Annotated in this window: 13 protein-coding genes; 2 read left to right on the forward strand and 11 right to left on the reverse strand. The window is 47.9% G+C overall.

Annotated features, from left to right (window positions below):
* Nucleotides 1-75: 75 nt before the first annotated feature.
* The 5 genes from DXN04_RS20520 to DXN04_RS20540 form a co-directional block, all read right to left on the reverse strand.
* Nucleotides 76-555, reverse strand: coding sequence for a nucleoside deaminase (locus tag DXN04_RS20520; protein ID WP_116855274.1), 480 nt, complete (start codon nucleotides 553-555; stop codon nucleotides 76-78).
* Nucleotides 552-890 carry a hypothetical protein gene (locus tag DXN04_RS20525; protein ID WP_147320008.1) on the reverse strand — a complete coding sequence of 113 codons (339 nt, stop codon included), beginning with the start codon at nucleotides 888-890 and terminating at the stop codon, nucleotides 552-554. The genes DXN04_RS20520 and DXN04_RS20525 overlap by 4 nt, the downstream gene beginning before the upstream one ends.
* Before the next feature lie 129 nt (nucleotides 891-1019).
* Nucleotides 1020-3632 (reverse strand): ATP-dependent chaperone ClpB, encoded by a 2613-nt coding sequence (clpB, locus tag DXN04_RS20530; protein ID WP_116855491.1) that lies wholly within the window; start codon nucleotides 3630-3632, stop codon nucleotides 1020-1022.
* 162 nt (nucleotides 3633-3794) lie between these two features.
* Nucleotides 3795-5705: a DUF3857 domain-containing transglutaminase family protein gene (locus tag DXN04_RS20535; RefSeq protein ID WP_116855276.1), complete on the reverse strand. Its 1911-nt coding sequence runs from the start codon at nucleotides 5703-5705 to the stop codon at nucleotides 3795-3797.
* Between the two features lie 171 nt (nucleotides 5706-5876).
* Nucleotides 5877-7910, reverse strand: coding sequence for a transglutaminase domain-containing protein (locus DXN04_RS20540; RefSeq protein ID WP_116855277.1), 2034 nt, complete (start codon nucleotides 7908-7910; stop codon nucleotides 5877-5879).
* Nucleotides 7911-8009: 99 nt separating this feature from the next.
* Here DXN04_RS20540 and queG point away from each other — a divergent pair, with 99 nt between their 5' ends.
* Together queG and DXN04_RS20550 are read left to right on the forward strand one after the other, a co-directional pair.
* Nucleotides 8010-8936, forward strand: a complete 927-nt coding sequence (gene queG, locus DXN04_RS20545; RefSeq protein ID WP_116855278.1) for a tRNA epoxyqueuosine(34) reductase QueG — start codon at nucleotides 8010-8012, stop codon at nucleotides 8934-8936.
* A gap of 89 nt (nucleotides 8937-9025) precedes the next feature.
* Nucleotides 9026-9571, forward strand: a complete 546-nt coding sequence (locus DXN04_RS20550; RefSeq protein ID WP_116855279.1) for an RBBP9/YdeN family alpha/beta hydrolase — start codon at nucleotides 9026-9028, stop codon at nucleotides 9569-9571.
* Between the two features lie 223 nt (nucleotides 9572-9794).
* Here DXN04_RS20550 and araA read toward each other — a convergent pair whose 3' ends face one another.
* The 6 genes from araA to DXN04_RS20580 all read right to left on the reverse strand — a co-directional run bounded on the left by araA (nucleotide 9795) and on the right by DXN04_RS20580 (nucleotide 17456).
* Nucleotides 9795-11300 (reverse strand): L-arabinose isomerase, encoded by a 1506-nt coding sequence (gene araA, locus DXN04_RS20555; protein WP_116855280.1) that lies wholly within the window; start codon nucleotides 11298-11300, stop codon nucleotides 9795-9797.
* A 212-nt stretch (nucleotides 11301-11512) separates the two neighbouring features.
* Nucleotides 11513-12217, reverse strand: coding sequence for an L-ribulose-5-phosphate 4-epimerase AraD (gene araD / locus DXN04_RS20560; RefSeq protein WP_116855281.1), 705 nt, complete (start codon nucleotides 12215-12217; stop codon nucleotides 11513-11515).
* The gene (locus DXN04_RS20565) at nucleotides 12214-13857 is read right to left on the reverse strand and encodes a ribulokinase (protein WP_116855282.1); all 1644 of its coding nucleotides are present in this window, start codon (nucleotides 13855-13857) and stop codon (nucleotides 12214-12216) included. The genes araD and DXN04_RS20565 overlap by 4 nt, the downstream gene beginning before the upstream one ends.
* 266 nt (nucleotides 13858-14123) lie before the next feature.
* Nucleotides 14124-14828, reverse strand: a complete 705-nt coding sequence (locus DXN04_RS20570; protein WP_116855283.1) for an NUDIX hydrolase — start codon at nucleotides 14826-14828, stop codon at nucleotides 14124-14126.
* Nucleotides 14829-15084: 256 nt separating this feature from the next.
* Nucleotides 15085-15735, reverse strand: a complete 651-nt coding sequence (locus DXN04_RS20575) for an HAD family hydrolase (RefSeq protein ID WP_116855284.1) — start codon at nucleotides 15733-15735, stop codon at nucleotides 15085-15087.
* A gap of 140 nt (nucleotides 15736-15875) precedes the next feature.
* Nucleotides 15876-17456 (reverse strand): DUF5123 domain-containing protein, encoded by a 1581-nt coding sequence (locus tag DXN04_RS20580; RefSeq protein ID WP_158569093.1) that lies wholly within the window; start codon nucleotides 17454-17456, stop codon nucleotides 15876-15878.
* Between the last annotated feature and the right edge of the window lie 6 nt (nucleotides 17457-17462).

The following is a 17462-nucleotide window of genomic DNA, read 5'->3' on the forward strand; positions in this document are numbered from 1 at the left end:
ATACCTGCCTGATACAATGTCTTATCTCTTTCGTCTGCAAATCCTGGAAGACCTTAATAGCTGCAACAAACCTGCCTAATACAATGTCTTATCTCCTTTCGCCTGCCAGTCCTGGAAGACCTTAATAGCAGCTTCTGAGGGGAATGCAATAAACGGAATCCGCTTGTCTTCATGGGCGATGCCAATTTCATTGTAAATAAATGAATCATCGAAATCAATATTCGCTGCATCTTCCTTGGTATTGGCATAATACACCCGTTGCGGGCGCGCCCAGTAAATAGCACCGAGACACATGGGGCAAGGTTCACAGGAAGTATAAATCTCGCAGTCGTGCAATTGAAATGTACCCAGTCGCTGACAAGCATCGCGGATGGCAGATACTTCTGCATGGGCAGTAGGGTCGTTGGTACATAGTACCTTGTTCCATCCCCGCCCTACTATTTCATCGCCCCGCACTACAATGGCACCAAAAGGGCCTCCGTCACCATGCTCCATACCTTCGCGGCTTAGGTTAATTGCGATAGACATGAAGTGTTTTTCCCTTTCTCCTATCATATTTTCATTTTTATCAAATTTACATAAAATAAACCATCAAAATTGGAGGCTGCCCGCCTCCATAACCGGCCTGTTATTTTTAAAAGTAGGGCATTGACCAGGGCATGAAACCTGCAGTCAATAATCCTGCAATTATACAACACAAATAAAAGCGGCAACGATCCGGCAACAATTTCAGCACTAGGCAAACCCCCATTGTTGCCTGAAATTATTACAACACTTCTAAAAGCAGTCAATGTTCCGGCAACTATTCCAGCACCAAGCAAACCGCCATTGTTGCCGGCAATTATTACAACACTCCTAAAAGCAGTCAATGATCCGGCCACTATTTCCATCACTCCCCCATTATTGCCCGCAACTATTCCCCTCCCACAAAAAACACAACACAAAAAAACCCGGGCAAAGAATTACCCGGGTATTCGTAACTGTATATCGTCGTATTTGAATAAATGCTTTTTATAAAATTAAGCCGTCACACTCACCTGGTTCCTGATCACCACCACTCCATCAAACACATCTACCAGCACCGGCTTACTCTTATCAATATCCCCTGCCAGTATCTTCTTACTCAACAGGTTTATAATCTCTTTCTGAATCAACCTCTTCAAAGGTCTCGCACCAAACGTAGGGTCATATCCCTGCACCGCCAGGTACTCCAATGCATAGTCAGAGAATTCCAATATCATGCCATTCTGCGCCACCATGTCCTTCAACTGCTGCAACTGAATGTTAATTATTCCTTTAATTTCATTCCTCAGCAATGGCTGGAACATAATCACTTCATCCACACGGTTTAAGAACTCCGGCCTAATCGTCTGCTTCAGCAAATTCATCACTTCCGCCTTCGTACTTTCCACCACATCTTCCCGGTTCCGCTCATCTATCTTCTCAAAATTCTCCTGGATAATATTACTACCCATATTGCTCGTCATGATGATAATGGTGTTCTTAAAGTTCACCACACGCCCCTTATTATCCGTCAGGCGGCCGTCATCCAGCACCTGCAACAGGATATTGAAGACATCCGGGTGCGCTTTCTCTATTTCATCCAGCAATACTACGGAATACGGCTTACGTCTCACCGCTTCGGTCAACTGACCACCCTCATCATAGCCCACATATCCCGGAGGCGCTCCTACCAGTCTGCTTACCGCATGTTTTTCCTGGTATTCACTCATATCAATACGGGTCATCATCGTATCATCGTCAAACAGGTACTCTGCCAGTGCCTTCGCCAGCTCAGTCTTACCTACCCCGGTTGTACCCAGGAAGATAAAGGAACCAATCGGCTTCTTGGGATCCTGCAAACCTGCCCGGCTTCTCCGGATCGCATCGGATACTGCGATGATCGCTTCTTCCTGTCCTACCACACGCTTGTGCAATTCATCCTCCAGTTTCAGCAACTTATCCCTTTCACTCTGCATCATCCGGTGCACCGGGATCCCTGTTGCTTTCGCCACATTCTCCGCAATGTCTTCTGCATCTACCTCTTCTTTCAGCAGGCGCTTATTGTCAGTAGATATGCTATTCAGTTCCTCCGTATATTTCGCTATCAGCTCTTCCTGCTCTTTTACCTTACCATAGCGGATCTCTGCCACTCGTCCATACTCCCCGTTCCTTTCCGCCTGTTCTGCTTCCTGCTTCAGGTTTTCAATCTCCGCCTTTGCATTCTGCAGCTTATCTACAATTTCTTTCTCTGCCTGCCATTTCGCCTTGAAAGTGCTTCTCTGCTCTCCCAGTCTCGCGATTTCCGCGTTCAACTCACGCAGCTTATCTTCATCATTCTCTCTCTTGATCGCTTCCCTTTCTATTTCCAGCTGCCGGATCCTTCTTTCCAGTTCATCCAGCTCTTCCGGCATTGAGTTCATTTCCAGCCTTAATTTCGCTGCACTCTCATCGATCAGGTCAATGGCCTTATCGGGCAGGAAACGGTCTGTAATGTACCTGTGAGACAATTCTACCGCAGCTATAATCGCCTCATCCTTGATTAACACATGGTGATGGCTTTCGTAACGCTCTTTCAAACCACGGAGGATAGATATGGCATCTTCCACTCCCGGCTCATCGACCATTACCTTCTGGAAACGACGTTCCAGGGCTTTATCTTTCTCAAAATACTTCTGATATTCATTCAGGGTAGTCGCACCGATAGCTCTCAATTCGCCGCGTGCCAGGGCTGGTTTCAGGATGTTTGCAGCGTCCATCGCTCCTTCCATCGCACCGGCACCTACCAGGGTATGGATCTCATCGATAAAGAGGATCAGCTGTCCGTCACTTTCTGTCACTTCCTTGATCACCGCTTTCAGCCTTTCTTCGAATTCACCCCTGTACTTGGCACCTGCCATCAGGCTACCCATATCCAGTGCATAAATGATCTTTGACTTCAGGTTGTCAGGCACGTCGCCATTAATGATACGATGTGCCAGCCCTTCTACGATCGCGGTTTTACCAACACCGGGTTCCCCAACTAAAATAGGGTTGTTCTTAGACCTCCTGGAGAGGATATGCAGGGTACGCCTGATCTCCTCGTCACGACCAATCACCGGGTCCAGTTTACCGGCCTGCGCCAGCTCATTCAGGTTCTTCGCATATTTCTGCAAAGAATTGTACTGGTTACCCCCTGTCTGTGAGTTGACCGTACTACCTTTCCGCAGTTCCAAAATAGCTGCTTTCAGCCCTTTTTCAGTCAAACCTGCATCTTTGAGTAGTTTGGCGGTGTCATCGCTGCCACCCAGCAGTCCGAGCAACAGGTGCTCTACGCTCACAAACTCGTCTTTAAATTCTTTGATGCTGGAGCCAGCTCTCAGCATAGCATTGTTCGCGTCACGGCTCAGTACCTGTCCGGCCTCGCCGCTTGCTTTTGCATATTTAGCAATCTGGTCATCTATCTTGGCGGCCAGAAAATTAGTGTTTACATCGTTCTTCTTCAGCAGGTACTCGATCGCACTATCCTCATCATTAAGCAATGCCTTCAGCAAGTGCCCGGTTTCGATGGCCTGCTGCTGGTTATTGAAGGCCAGCTGTTGGGCCTTTTGCAGTATTTCCTGCGATTTAATGGTGAAGTTGTTAAGATTCATATAGTTATAGTTTCTCCTTTTAATTGTATTCATGCTCTTCGCATGTACCAGTTATGTATCAAATCCTGCTCCAAGTATTACAATGCGATATTTTGGCATAAAAAAATGCCCGGGACTGCTTTTTTAACAGCATCCCGGGCATTTGACTGCAATATTTTCAGGTTATTGCTTTACCAGCACCACCCTCGCCCTGTCGGCCTTATATACCGCGTTATTAAACGCCGCAAAGTTCACCCATTCACTGGCCGGGTAGATCCCTGCCTTATTGCAATAGCGCCTTGTAAAGATTACCTGGTTATCCTTCACCTGGATCCCGGACGTATATTCACCGAAGTTACTTTTTACTGTTACAGGCTGAGGTACTGATTCAGGCACATATCCCGCCGGTATAGCAATAGTCACAGTATCGATCTTTATAAAAGGAGAATAGATGTTAACCAATGCCACCCGTGGCTCACTGGTTTCCAATTTGGTAGTGATCTTACTGAGCAGGTTAGGTTCCAGGAACATGCGTTTACCACTCACGCTCGCATAGCTATGTGCCTTGATCTCAATTTCCTCATCCACGGCAGGCACCGCACCGGCTATTTCCTTTGCGTCGTATTTGTTTACATCATAACTCGGCATCAGTTGCTCTTCGCGTAGCTTTTCCAGGATTTTGTCATGAGAGAGGCTATGAATCATTTCCTGCACATAATCCTGCTGCATAGCAGTGGAATGCGTATTGATTTTCACCAGCATATCGCCCGTCTCTGCTACAGTCGCACTGATCCTGCGCACTCTCAGGTTCTGGTCCATGCCATAGGTAGGGGTGCGGGCCAGTATACTACCATGATCCGCTACAACCAACACAGGCCTGCCTGCAGTAAAGCTGCTCAGGTACCCCGCCGGCAAAGAATTGCTGGTACATTCCAGCCAGGTGGTATCGCCCTTGCCAGGTACACAGGCGATCATATGGTTGAACTGCGTGGAAGGAAAATCTTCCACCAGCTGCGTATTTGTATCGCCCGCCTGCACCAGAACATAGTTCGCCGGTACACCCGCTTCCTTCAGCAGGGCGACCATATAATTTGAAAGTGCCTTACAGTCACCATAACCTTTGGTGGCTACAGAATTGGCATCGTAGGTCTGCAAACCGCCAATACCCAGTGTGATCAGGATGTAACGGGTATGCTGCTGCAGGTAGCGGTAAAGAATCTCTATTTTTTCTTTGTCTGGTTTTCCATCTGTCAGTTCATGCACCGTTTTTTTGATATTATCCGGGAGCACATCCCGCCCCTGGTTCAGGGTATAGATAAAGTGCCCCAGCTCTTCCCAGCTGTTCATCGTGCCTTTGTAATCCTGCATCTCAAAGTTGGAAGGTGCCAGCATCACCGTTGTGGTCCTGTCATAATCTTCCGGCACAAAACTCTCCTCCGGCATAGCTGCCATATTTTTCACCTCCCAGGTATAAGTGCGGCTATCCTTCTCACTGGCTACCACCGGCTCCCCATTGTAACGAAAGGCCTTATAACGCAGCTTATAATCGGCAGGTACGGTCACCACCAGTTTTGATTGTTCTACGGCATAATTCTCATCTTCCTGCGGCATCCAGTCTGGCAGGTAAAACGCATGGTTGTATCTTACTTCCGTCTCTACCTCTACCGTATACGGGTATACCTTGTAACCGAAACGGTAAAATTTATACCGGGTGTCTGACATCAGGGCCTGGTCGCCCGTGCCACTCACATCAGAGACATCGCTCTGTTTCATTCTGGCCACCTCAAAGCCCAGGGGATCTATCAGCCGGCCCTTGATTGAGCGTACGTCTCTCAGCTTATTATAGAACTCGTGGATGCCAGCATATTTATCACCCTTGGCATCCAGCACGGTGATGACATAATGCCGGCTCACCCGTACTTCGCCGGGATTGACGAGTTTTACAGTCAGCTCTTCCATGCGTTTTACGGCATGTGCTTTCTCTTTTAGTTTTTCAGGTATAGTAAAGGCCGGGTATTCCGGATCCTTTGCCTGCGAAGGCAGCAGGTATCCCATGAAGAAAAGGGCCAGCCCGGGGATTTTATAGAACTTCATTATGCTTTCTTTTTCAGTACAATTTGTTCGGATTGTTTTTTCATGATCATATCAATGGTGAGCCCAAAGGTTTTACGCAGCGTCATTATGCTTTCTTTTTCAGCACAATTTGTTCGGATTGTTTTTTTATGACCATATAAATCGTGAGCCCAAAGGTTTTACGCAACGCCATTATGCTTTCTTTTTCAGCACAATTTGTTCGGATTGTTTTTTCACGATCATATCAAAGAAATCGCGAAGGGTAGAATAGTCTTCAGAAGTAAACACCGCCTTATTCAGCTTGATCCTGGAACGGAACTGCACCGTACCTTCGCTTTGCTGGATCAGGTATTGAAACAGGCCTTCTTCCTCATTCAGTTTTACCATGGTCGACTTAGGCAGTTCTTCTACCTGGTAGCCTTCAGGTACGATCAGGTTCAGGGTATACATTTCGTCTATCAGGTACGGCATCTCCACAGGATAACGACGCTCCAGTGACTTGAATGGGTTGCTCTTATAGGCTTCGGACAGCATAGGGTTGATGTATAACATACCTGCATCGTCCGGACTCATTTCAAAATCATACTTTACCTGCACCGGGATCTCGTAATCTTCTACATCGATTATTTCTCCATTGGATACGGTAGTTTCCATATTAAACCCTTTTGCCAGTGGTTTAAAGTACGCATCCTTGCCGTTCTTCACGATATCAGCCCTCACCTTGCAGGATTCATAATAAGTAGGCTTCTGCGAGAAAGAACCCTTGATCTTACCACTATCGCCCATCAGCATCACGTAAGTGCTCTTTGCTTCCACCAGGGTATTCGGGTCCATGTTGATTGGAATCACGTCCGGTGAAAGGATCCTTGCATGACCATTGTAGGCATTATAATCCAGGCGACCAAAGCCCAGGTAGGGTTCAGATGCATCCATGAAATACCAGGAAGAATCCGTATTCAGTGCAGCAATGGTATAGTTAAAGCGCCCTACCAGCGGGTACATTTCGTAGGTCACACCATTTTCACGGGTACTCAGGATCACAGGGTGTGCATTCAGCCCGGCCTTGCGCAGCATAGCCACGAGCAACAGGTTGATGTCCGCGTCGTTCCCGTTGTGAGAAGTGAAGGTGGTCTTCAGTGACTTGGACAAATACATGTCGTCGTGACTGGTACAGGTGAAATTACTTCTTACATAATTGTAGATGCGGCGTGCCTTTGCTGTATCATTGCTGACACCCTTCGTCAGCTCCTCCACCTTGTCGCTCAGGAAAGGATTGTTTTTGCTCAGGCCTTCCCCGAAAAATTCTTCCTTATTCAGTTCTTCCGCCAGTTTGAACCAGGTCCCCAATACCGGTTTCACAGGCTGGTCAGGATACCTGTAGGCAGACAGCTGGAACTGGATCATAGATACGTGGTTCCAGATGCTGGTAGTGAATTCTTCTTCGCGCAATGCAGGGATGTTCTCAGCTTCCCACTTATAATTAGTGGTGTTGGAATTGATGTTGTAGAACTGGGTATGTCCTGTTTTACCACCATAGGAATTCTCTTCTTCATAAGCGATGGTAAAGGATTGATGCCCCCCGGACTTATTCTCTTTGATAGGCACATACCCGGACCGGAGAAAGATGTATTCGTAAAACTCCGGCAGGACTACCTCATACCTGCTATATAAAGTAGGATATTCGGTATCCTGGAACTGCCAGGAATGCAGGTGTATTTTGTAAGGGGTTACGATCGTGTAAGTGTACTCAATAATACTTCCTTCTTTCACGGCAGGCAGGGTAAACTTCTGGATCACCCGCCCTTTTTTATCAATTTTATCTGTGAAAATACTTTTACTGTCCATCTTCGTCTCTACCACCTGGGTCCCTTCCAGGTTATAGGTAGTAGCTTTGATGTCTTTCAGTTTAATTTCGTCCGTCTCCCCCTTGTAGTAAGGAATTTTAATCGTGGCAGCTTCATAGCCGTTTTTGTCGACAATTTTGATGCGGGTATGGCGTTTGAACTGTAATACGATGCCGTTAGTTCTGTCCGATTCGAATGTTGTTTCGCCGATATCCGAAATGATCACTGCGTGGGCCCCAGTGTCTTGCTCAAAACCAGTTTTGCTGAAATCTTTTGGATCAACCCTCCCAAATTTTATTTTTTCCTGGGAAAACGTACTCAATGACAATAGACAGCCCAGGATAAGGGCGATGGGGAACGCTCCGACTTGTTGTGGTCGCATACTTTAGGTAGTAAAGGTAATAGGTTATAATTTACATATTGAAGATAGATAAAAAGCCAAATTTCCATAAAAATCATTTTTCTTTAACTTGCGGTTAACATGCAATCGGTAGAAACACATACAGCCTTCATTAAGGCCCAGGCAGCGGATTTGGGATTTGATCACTGTGGAATAGCGCGTGCTGTACAGCTGGACGATGATGCCAGGAGACTGGAACAGTGGCTACACAAGGGTATGCATGGGAACATGAAGTACATGGAGAATCATTTTGACAAGCGCATTGACCCCCGAAAACTGGTAGACAATGCGCAGTCGGTAATCACCCTCCTGTTAAATTACTATCCTTCGGAACAACAGGTTCCGGATGCTCCCAGGATCTCCAAATACGCTTATGGAAAAGATTATCATGAAGTAATAAAGGCAAAACTGAATACACTCCTGGTCAGGATGCAGGAGACTATCGGCGAAGTGAGCGGACGGGGCTTTGTGGATTCAGCCCCTGTGTTGGAAAGGGCCTGGGCACAAAGAAGTGGATTGGGTTGGTTGGGTAAGAATGGGAACCTCATCCACAAGCAGGCGGGGTCTTTCTTTTTTATTGCGACGCTGATTACGGACATTCCGCTGGTTTATGATGGTCCCGTGGGGGATTATTGCGGTTCCTGTACAAAATGCCTGGATGCTTGTCCTACGGGGGCCCTGGTGGCACCGGGAGTGGTGGATGGGAGTCGATGTATTTCTTACTATACGATAGAACTGAAGGAATTGCTGATTCCTGAGCAAATGCAGGGTCAGTTTGATAATTGGATGTTTGGGTGTGATACCTGCCAGGATGTATGCCCCTGGAACAGGTTTTCGAAGCCGAATAAAACGGTGGAGTTTACGCCGATACCGGAGATTTTGAATTTTTCTACCAGGGATTGGGAGGAGTTGACGGAGGAGGAGTTTAAGAGAATTTTTAAGCATTCGCCTATGAAACGATCGAAATTTGCAGGAATCAGGAGGAATCTGAACTTTTTGGAGTATTGAGGTGCTTTATTCCCCCCTTTTCCGTACATTGTATGACTTGCCAACAAACTCACTCTATCGGGGGTTACTAAAAAGAGTCTTATTGTATTATGGAAGAAGTACAGGTTTTAACTGCTCCGGGTTTGAACGGATCAGGCCCGCAACACTGGCAGACCATCTGGGAGAATTTGCCAGGTTTTAAGAGAATAGAACAGAACAACTGGGATCAACCCGAACTAAAAGACTGGATCAAAAACATTGAGGATGCCGTTGCCAAGGCAGGGCCTGATGTGGTGATTGCAGCACATTCTTTGGGATGCCTGGCCCTGGCTCACTGGGCACAGCATACGAAATTGAAGATCAGGGGAGCATTGCTGGTGGCACCGCCAGATGCGGATCGAACGGATTTTCCTACGGTGGCCAGGAGTTTTGCACCGGCACCTTTACAACCTTTACCTTTTAAGAGTATAGTGGTATCCAGCACGAATGATCAGTATGCGAGTTTGCAAAGGCAGAAGACGTATGCGGAATCATGGGGAAGCCGGTTTGTGAACCTGGGGGAAGCGGGGCATATTAATGCGGAGAGTAACCTGGGGGAATGGGAGAATGGGCAAACCCTGGTGGAGGAGTTGGTGCGGAATTGGGGAACGCTGTAGCCGTTTTCTTTTTATAATTATTTGATTCACTTACGGAAAAAATTGAAAGGCTGGAAGATTCCAGCCTTTGGTATTCCACGTCATCTATGGCGTTATGCCAATTTTTTTATTTCAGGCCTGTAAAAGGTGATTTTTGCCTTTCATCAGCAGGGCATTCTGCTTTTCAGTAGCAGGTACTTCTGCCCTTTCAATGACAAACTATTCCTGCCCTTTCAACAGCAGCTTATTTCTGCCCTTTCAACAGGTAAATCGCATCATTCCATCTCAGCTCATTCCTGAACTGATACAAATCAGTATTCTTCCCAATCTTCACATATTCAATACCCGCCATGTCGGCAAAGTCCTGCATATGTGCACTACCCAGGTTCTGGCTATACACCGTATGGTGCGCCCCGCCCGCCTGGATCCACGCTGCACATCCGGTACGCATATCCGGCAATGGTTTCCACAACACTCTTGCTACCGGCAGCTTAGGCAGTTCAGCCACAGGCTTCACAGCTTCCACTTCATTCACCAGCAAACGGAAACGGTTACCCAGGTCAATCAATGACGCATTGATCGCCGGACCTGCATCCACATTGAACACCAGCCTTACAGGATCAGCTTTACCTCCGATGCCCAATGGATGGATCTCACAGCTTGGCTTACCATCCGCAATTGAAGAACAGATCTCCAGCATATGCGCACCCAGTACCAGCCTGTTAGACGGATCGAAATGGTAGGTATAATCTTCCATGAAGGAATTACCACCAGGCAGACCAGCGCCCATTACTTTTGCTGCTCTTACCAGTGCCGCAGTCTTCCAGTCGCCTTCACCACCAAAGCCGTAACCATCCGCCATCAAACGTTGAACCGCGATACCTGGCAATTGCACCAGGCCATGCAGATCCTGGAATGTATCGGTGAATCCTTTGAAATTACCATCTTCCAGGAATGCACGAAGACCGAGTTCGATCTTTGCTGCATCGCGCAGGGAAGCATGTTGTGCCGCACCTTTTACCAGGGTCGCACCCAGTTTATAGACTTCAGCATATTCAGCCACCAGTTTGTCAACGGCAGCATCAGATACCTGGTTCACGAAAGCAACCAAATCGCCGATGCCATAACCATTTACGGAATAGCCGAATTGTAATTCCGCTTCTACCTTGTCACCTTCGGTCACAGCTACTTCGCGCATATTGTCGCCAATACGGGCAAATTTAGCCCCCTGCCAGTCGAACCAGCCGGCAGCCGCCCTGAGCCATGTAGCCAGTTCGCCAATAACTTCAGGATCCTGCCAATGACCGGCTATTACCTTGCGCTCAATGCGCATGCGGGACATTATAAAACCGAACTCCCTGTCACCATGAGCGGATTGGTTCAGGTTCATGAAGTCCATATCGATTTCACCCCATGGAATGTCCCGGTTGAATTGGGTATGGAGGTGTAATAAAGGACGTTGTAAAGATTTCAGTCCCCTGATCCACATTTTGGCAGGAGAGAAAGTATGCATCCAGGCGATGACACCGATACAGTTTTTAGCGGCATTAGCTTCCTGGCAGATGGCATAGATTTCTTCGGGGGTTTTTACAGTAGGCTTGAATACGATCTTAACGGGAATGTTCGGATCAGCGTCCAGCGCGGCTGCAATGGCTTGTGAGTGGGCAGCTACCTGCTGCAGGGTCTCTTCTCCATAGAGGTGCTGGCTACCGGTCACGAACCAGGCTTCAAGTTGCTTCAACTGTATCATATGCTATTGAATTTTTTGTGATTAGTATTGTTAGGTTTTCCTTTTTCTGGATTGGCCAACGGATAAAGTGAGTTTGTCTGCTTTCGGATTTACCCATAACACTGTGTGTTTATATTCTTTCGGGTTTGACCTTAGCACTAGTTTTTTTCATTAGCTAAAAATGCAGATCCCTAATGAAAACCACTTTCAACCTGCCAATTCCATTTCATTTTTTACTGCTGCCCATAATAAGAATCCGGACCATGCTTCCGCTCAAAATGCTTCTTAATCAATGAATCCTTCAAACGCGGACATGCCGGCCGGATCGTTTCCGTCAGGTAAGCCATTCTTGCCACCTCTTCCAGCACAGCCGCATTATACACCGCCTTGTCCGCAGTCTTTCCCCACGTAAAAGGCGCATGGTTCCCCACCAAAATCATCTCAATCTCCTCATAAGACAGCTTCCGCTCATTCAGGCAATTCATAATCTGGAAACCCGTCTCGTGCTCATAATTCCCCTTGATCATATCATCATGCATAGGCGGTGCACAAGGCACATCGCATGTCAGATGATCTGCATGGGTGGTTCCATAAATTGGAATATCCCTTTGTGCCTGTGCCCAGGCAGTAGCGTATGTAGAGTGCGTGTGTACAATACCGCCTACATGCGCCCAGTGCTTATAAAGGACCGCATGGGTTTTGGTATCCGACGATGGTCTTCCGTTGTTCGTGACATTGTTTGCATCGAAATCGACAATCACCATTTTCTCCGGTGAGAGCAGGTCGTAAGGCACCCCGCTCGGTTTGATGGCAAATACCCCGGCATTGTGGTCAGCAACGCTGACATTACCAAAGGTGAAGAGCACCAGTCCTAAGGCTGGAAGCTGCATGTTTGCGAGGTAAGCCTGCTCCTGGAGTTCCTTGTATGGATGGCTCATTTGTATAGTTTTTCGGTGAACGCTCCTATTTCCTTAAATTTCTCATACCTGTTTGCATAATAGGGTACATGCTGCTCCCTTGGGAACCAGGTCGTCTCAAAACCTGAAGTCATCGCTGCCTGTGCCGCATCAATATCGGGATGCACCCCTGCTGCTACCGCTGCAAACATCGCCGCACCCAGTGCACATGCATTTTCACTATTCACAATACGGATCGGCCTGTTCATCACATCGGCCAGTACCTGCATCGCATAGCCTGACTTCTTCGCCACCCCGCCCAGTGCAATCACTTCCCGGATAGGAATACCTTCATTCACAAATCGCTCGGCAATTGCCTTGGCACCAAAAGCGGCTGCTTCTACCAGGGTCTTGAACAGCTGTACAGCATCAGTACCCAGGTGTAAGCCTGTAATCGTACTCTTCACAGTATGATTCGCATCCGGAGTACGGCGGCCATTGAACCAGTCCATCGCTATCGGATCATTATCACGCAGGGGCAGTTGTTCTGCCTGTTTGGACAGGTAAGCCAACAATTTTCCTTCCACCCCGGCCAGCTTATCTTTTTCTTCCGGCATCAGGTCATATAGTGGTCCCATTACGAGTTTGCGGAGCCATGCAAAGATGTCACCGTAGGCAGACTGTCCAGCCTCCAAACCAAGCATGTCAGGTACCACGGAGCCATCTACCTGGCCGCAGATTCCTTTTACCAGTTTATCACTGGTTTCTTCCAGCGGCGCGATCAGGATGTCGCAGGTGCTGGTGCCTATCACCTTACAGAGAGAGTAAGGGCGGATCCCACCTCCTACCGCACCCATATGAGCGTCGAAGGCACCGGTACCGATCACCACATCAGCAGGCAGGCCCAGTTTGGCTGCCCATTCAGCACTGATAGTACCTGCAGGCACAGTAGCATCTACCGTGTCAGTATACATCTGGTCGTATTTATCGAGAACAGGGTTCAGTTTGTTGAGGAAATCCTTAGGCGGCAGCCCATTCCAGCTGGCATTCCACATTGCTTTATGGCCTGCTGCACAACGGCTGCGCAGTAAGGTGTGGATGCTGTCATTGCCGGTGAGCAGGGCCGGTATCCAGTCACAATGCTCTACCCAGGCAGCAGCAGCTGTTTTGACGGCAGGGTCTTCCTGTACCACATGCAGGATCTTGGCCCAAAACCATTCACTACTATAGATACCACCGCTGTAAGCAGTATAATCTTTGCCATTGCTATGAGCGATGTCATTGATCAGGGCCGCTTCAGCATTGGCCGTATGGTCTTTCCAGAGTACGAACATGGCGTTCGGGTTTTCTTCAAAACCAGGTAAAAGAGCCAGAGGGGTACCATGTACATCGACAGGACCGGGGGTAGAACCGGTCGTATCCACGGCGATGCCTTTCACCTTTGCGGCGGTGCCGGCATGGCATTGTTTCAGGGCATCTTTGATACTGTTTTCCAGCCCTTCCAGGTAATCTTTAGGGTGCTGGCGGTACTGCTGGATGCTGGGGTCACAATAAAGTCCCTGCTTCCAGCGGGGGTAAAAATACACGGCACTGCCGGCTTCCTGACCGGTCTGCGTATCTACAACAAGGGAGCGGACTGAGTCGGTGCCGAAGTCGACACCTATAACATATGAATGTTCCATAACGATCGGCCCTTTCCAACAGCTGGTGGCAGCGGAAAGTTGGTTTAAATTGAAAAATGATTTATTACTTTATTGTCAGTTTGACATTTATAAAACGTGGCAAAAAAAGACGATATGAGGGAGGCTCATAAACGTCATTTTTTGTGAATGAAAAGATTTTTGTCCTGAGGTACCGGTGGAACGGTGTACAGCTACTTGTTTAAGAGCAGGGCTGGATTCCCTGGTGGTCACCACTCCAACTCCTTCACTGAATGACCTGCAATTACCTACTTAAGATTTCCCGGATCGGAAACGAAGTTGAGGAAGGCGTGGAATTTGGCGCTGTACTTTCTCTTATCCAGCTTGTAATAGAATGCTCCCCTTTTGGAAGTAGCCCTCTCTTTCTCTTTTTGTTTAATCAGCAAACCCGTGGACAATACTTTTCGGCTGAAATTCCTTTTATCAAAGCCGGCATCATATACCGCTTCAAAGAGAATCTGCAGCTGTGGAATGGTAAACTTGGCCGGCAGCAACTCGAACAACAGCGGATGGATAGCTGCTTTGTATCGTAAGCGTGCCAGTGCTTCGGATACCATCTGTGCATGGTCAAAGATCAATTTCGGTGCCTCTTTCAGAGGGAACCATTCTGCCTTGTACTCCTCACTCAGTTGTTGTTTGTACTGGTTGATGTCGATCAAAGCATAATAGGCTACAGACAAGGTTCGCTCCGCCGGATCGCGGTCAGGGCCGCCATAAGCACTCAACTGCTCCATGAAGACGCCATCCAGTCCTGTCAGTTTGGTCAGTGTACGGGTCGCCGCCTCTTCAAGGCCTTCATCCGTCTGTACAAAACCGCCCATCAGGCTCCACTTTCCTTTTTCCGGTTCAAATCCACGCTTGATAAGCAAAAGCTTAAGATCCTGTCCGTCAAAACCGAAAATTATACAGTCTACTGCTATCAGCATCCGGGTTTGCCGGGAATAACGTGTCATATTTTCCTGGTGTTTAATTCCGCTAATATAAAACTCCCGGTTGATATTCCCAGCATTTAGTGATATTGATAGCTGTAATATAGATGCAATATAGAAAATTAAATGTCAATTTTACAATTATTTTTATCAACTTTTTTTAGGCTAATCATTTTAGCTACTACAGGGCGTTTGGGGGAAATTCAAAATGCTTTTGTGCTAAATGCACAACGCTTTTGCCGGGAAGCAAAAGCGTTGTGATGATAGTCATGGTATTTTTTTACAGCGCCGCAGGCGAAAGTTCCGTATAGTCGCTTATGAACCTGATAATGTTTGTATAGCCCGCAAACTCCTCCTTCGTATGCATTGTCGTGATCACAACCGCCTTCATACCCGCATTCTGAGCCGCTTCCACCCCCTTTGGCGCATCTTCAAATACGATACAATCCTCCGGCTGTACGCCCATCCTTTCCGCCGCCTTCAAAAAAGTCTCCGGATGAGGCTTGCTGTCCACCACATCATCGGCCGTTATAATTGTCTTAAAATACTCCCTTATGTGCAGATTATCAAGGGTGAAGTCTACATTGAATGGGATCGCTGCCGTACCGATCCCCATGGGAATTCCCAGCTCGCGGGCCTGGTCCAGAAATGCCTGCAATCCCGGTATCAGGCTGAGGTGTGGGCGGTAGGCCTCCTGGTAACGGCGTTCCTTCTCGATTGCCAGTTGATCCATTTGCTCGTCTGTAAATTTGCCCCTGCCAAAAATACGGATCAGTACTTCCTGGTTTTTGCCATACATTTCCCTTTTTACGGCCTCACGCGAAAGGCCCGCGCCAAGGTCGTCATTGAGGATGTTGTACCAGCCATGTACATGATACTCCATATCATCTATCATTGTGCCGTTCATATCGAAGATAAATGCCCGTTTCATATTCGTTCTTTGCCGCAAATGTAGAAAAATAAAAGCCGGGATTTATCGGCAAACGCTGTTTACTGATAAATCCCGGCCAGTTCAGGGATTAGGGCATCCTCCCGATGCCATCATCCATTATTAGTGATTTCAGGCTAAGCCTACCACCACCGCGGATCCCCCGCCGACCCCTTCCCCGCAAAGCCACTATCCTTTATTCCAAAATTCCCCTTACCCGGATCCTTCCATAAATCTGTCACCGTACCCCCGTACACCGTCAACCCCGGAATCGCATTCCCCGCCACCACATAGTCCGAAGTATTGTAACTGCTACTCACGTTTATCAGCGTCGCCGCATTCGCCCTGATACCCCTCACCGCCGTATTGCCGCTATTACTCCTGCCTGCCCCGATGATACAACTCTTCACAGTGATCCCCGCCGCCACATTATTCGTTGCCGACTGACTATAATCCACCAGGTAAGCTGATCCCCCACCCTGCGGTGCCTCATTAAACGTACAGTTACTCAACACCACGGCATTCGAATTCTGCTTACTCGTCACCACCTTCTCCAGCTTATACAAAGTACTATTCCGAATCGTAATATTCTGCACCGCGCACGCCACATTATCTACATTCAGCACCCCATAATTCGAAATACTGTCTACTACACAATTATTCACCACGAAGTCATTCACCTGCGTACCACCCGTCGCACCCGTCTGCAACCTTACCACTCCCCTGAAGATCTCCACATGACAGCCCTCAAACAATATCTTCCCGATCGTCGCCACATTGCCTGCATTGATCACATACCTGGCCGCATAATCATTACTTCTCAATGTCAGTCCCCTGAACACGATAGAATCTATCACACTCCCCGCCGTCACGTTGAAATTGTTTGTAAAATAGATCAATGGCAGCTGCGTATTAAAACTATTCTCACTCACAAACGATACCGCCTTCCCTATCTCCATCGCCAGGTCGATATGATAGGTCTCCCCTCTTTTCAGGATGATGATACTCCCTGCTCCCACTTTGGGCAGTGTATCCCGCAATATAGAAGGCAGCCCTGTGATGCCTGTCAGGTCTATCACATTCGGCCCGGTAGCCACTCCCGCCTTCGTTGTAAAGGTCAGGATTCCCTTGCTCTGCTCCCCCTTAAAAATCTCTACCGTGTATGTCGTCAAAGGCTGCAGGGAGTCTACCTGCAACTTAGCAGCCAGGCTCTGCTCCGCACTCAGGCCTATCGTACGCTCTACACCCCCGGTCATAAATACCAGTTTCGTCAGCCCTTCTGTGGGCTTCCATAAAAGGATGACAGACTTATCGATGAGATTACTATCGGCAATCGGCAGCAACAACTGCTCTCCCGTAAGAGTAAAGCCCCTGCTATATACCCAGTTCGATGAACTGGCCGTATCCTTACCATCGGTCCGCACACGGGCATAATACTTTTTGCGGGCCAGCAGGTAATGATCAGAAATTCGGATACCCGTAGTATCTGTCGTGAATGTATGCGCCGTAGTGGCAAACGTTGAATCCTGCGATATCGCTACTGTATAAGTCACCGCCGTTCCCGCGGTAAACAATGCCGCCTTCCAGCTCAGTGTCGCCAGGGTATCTATCGTAGTGACCGCAATTTCTCCCGAAGGCATGAACTGCCTGGACAAACTCAGTTCATCTTCTTTCTTCTTACAGGCCAACAGGCTGATGAACAGGAAAACTATTACATAACGCATATGAAT

Source organism: Chitinophaga silvisoli, assembly GCF_003412465.1.
GTDB classification, from domain to species: Bacteria; Bacteroidota; Bacteroidia; order Chitinophagales; family Chitinophagaceae; genus Chitinophaga; species Chitinophaga silvisoli.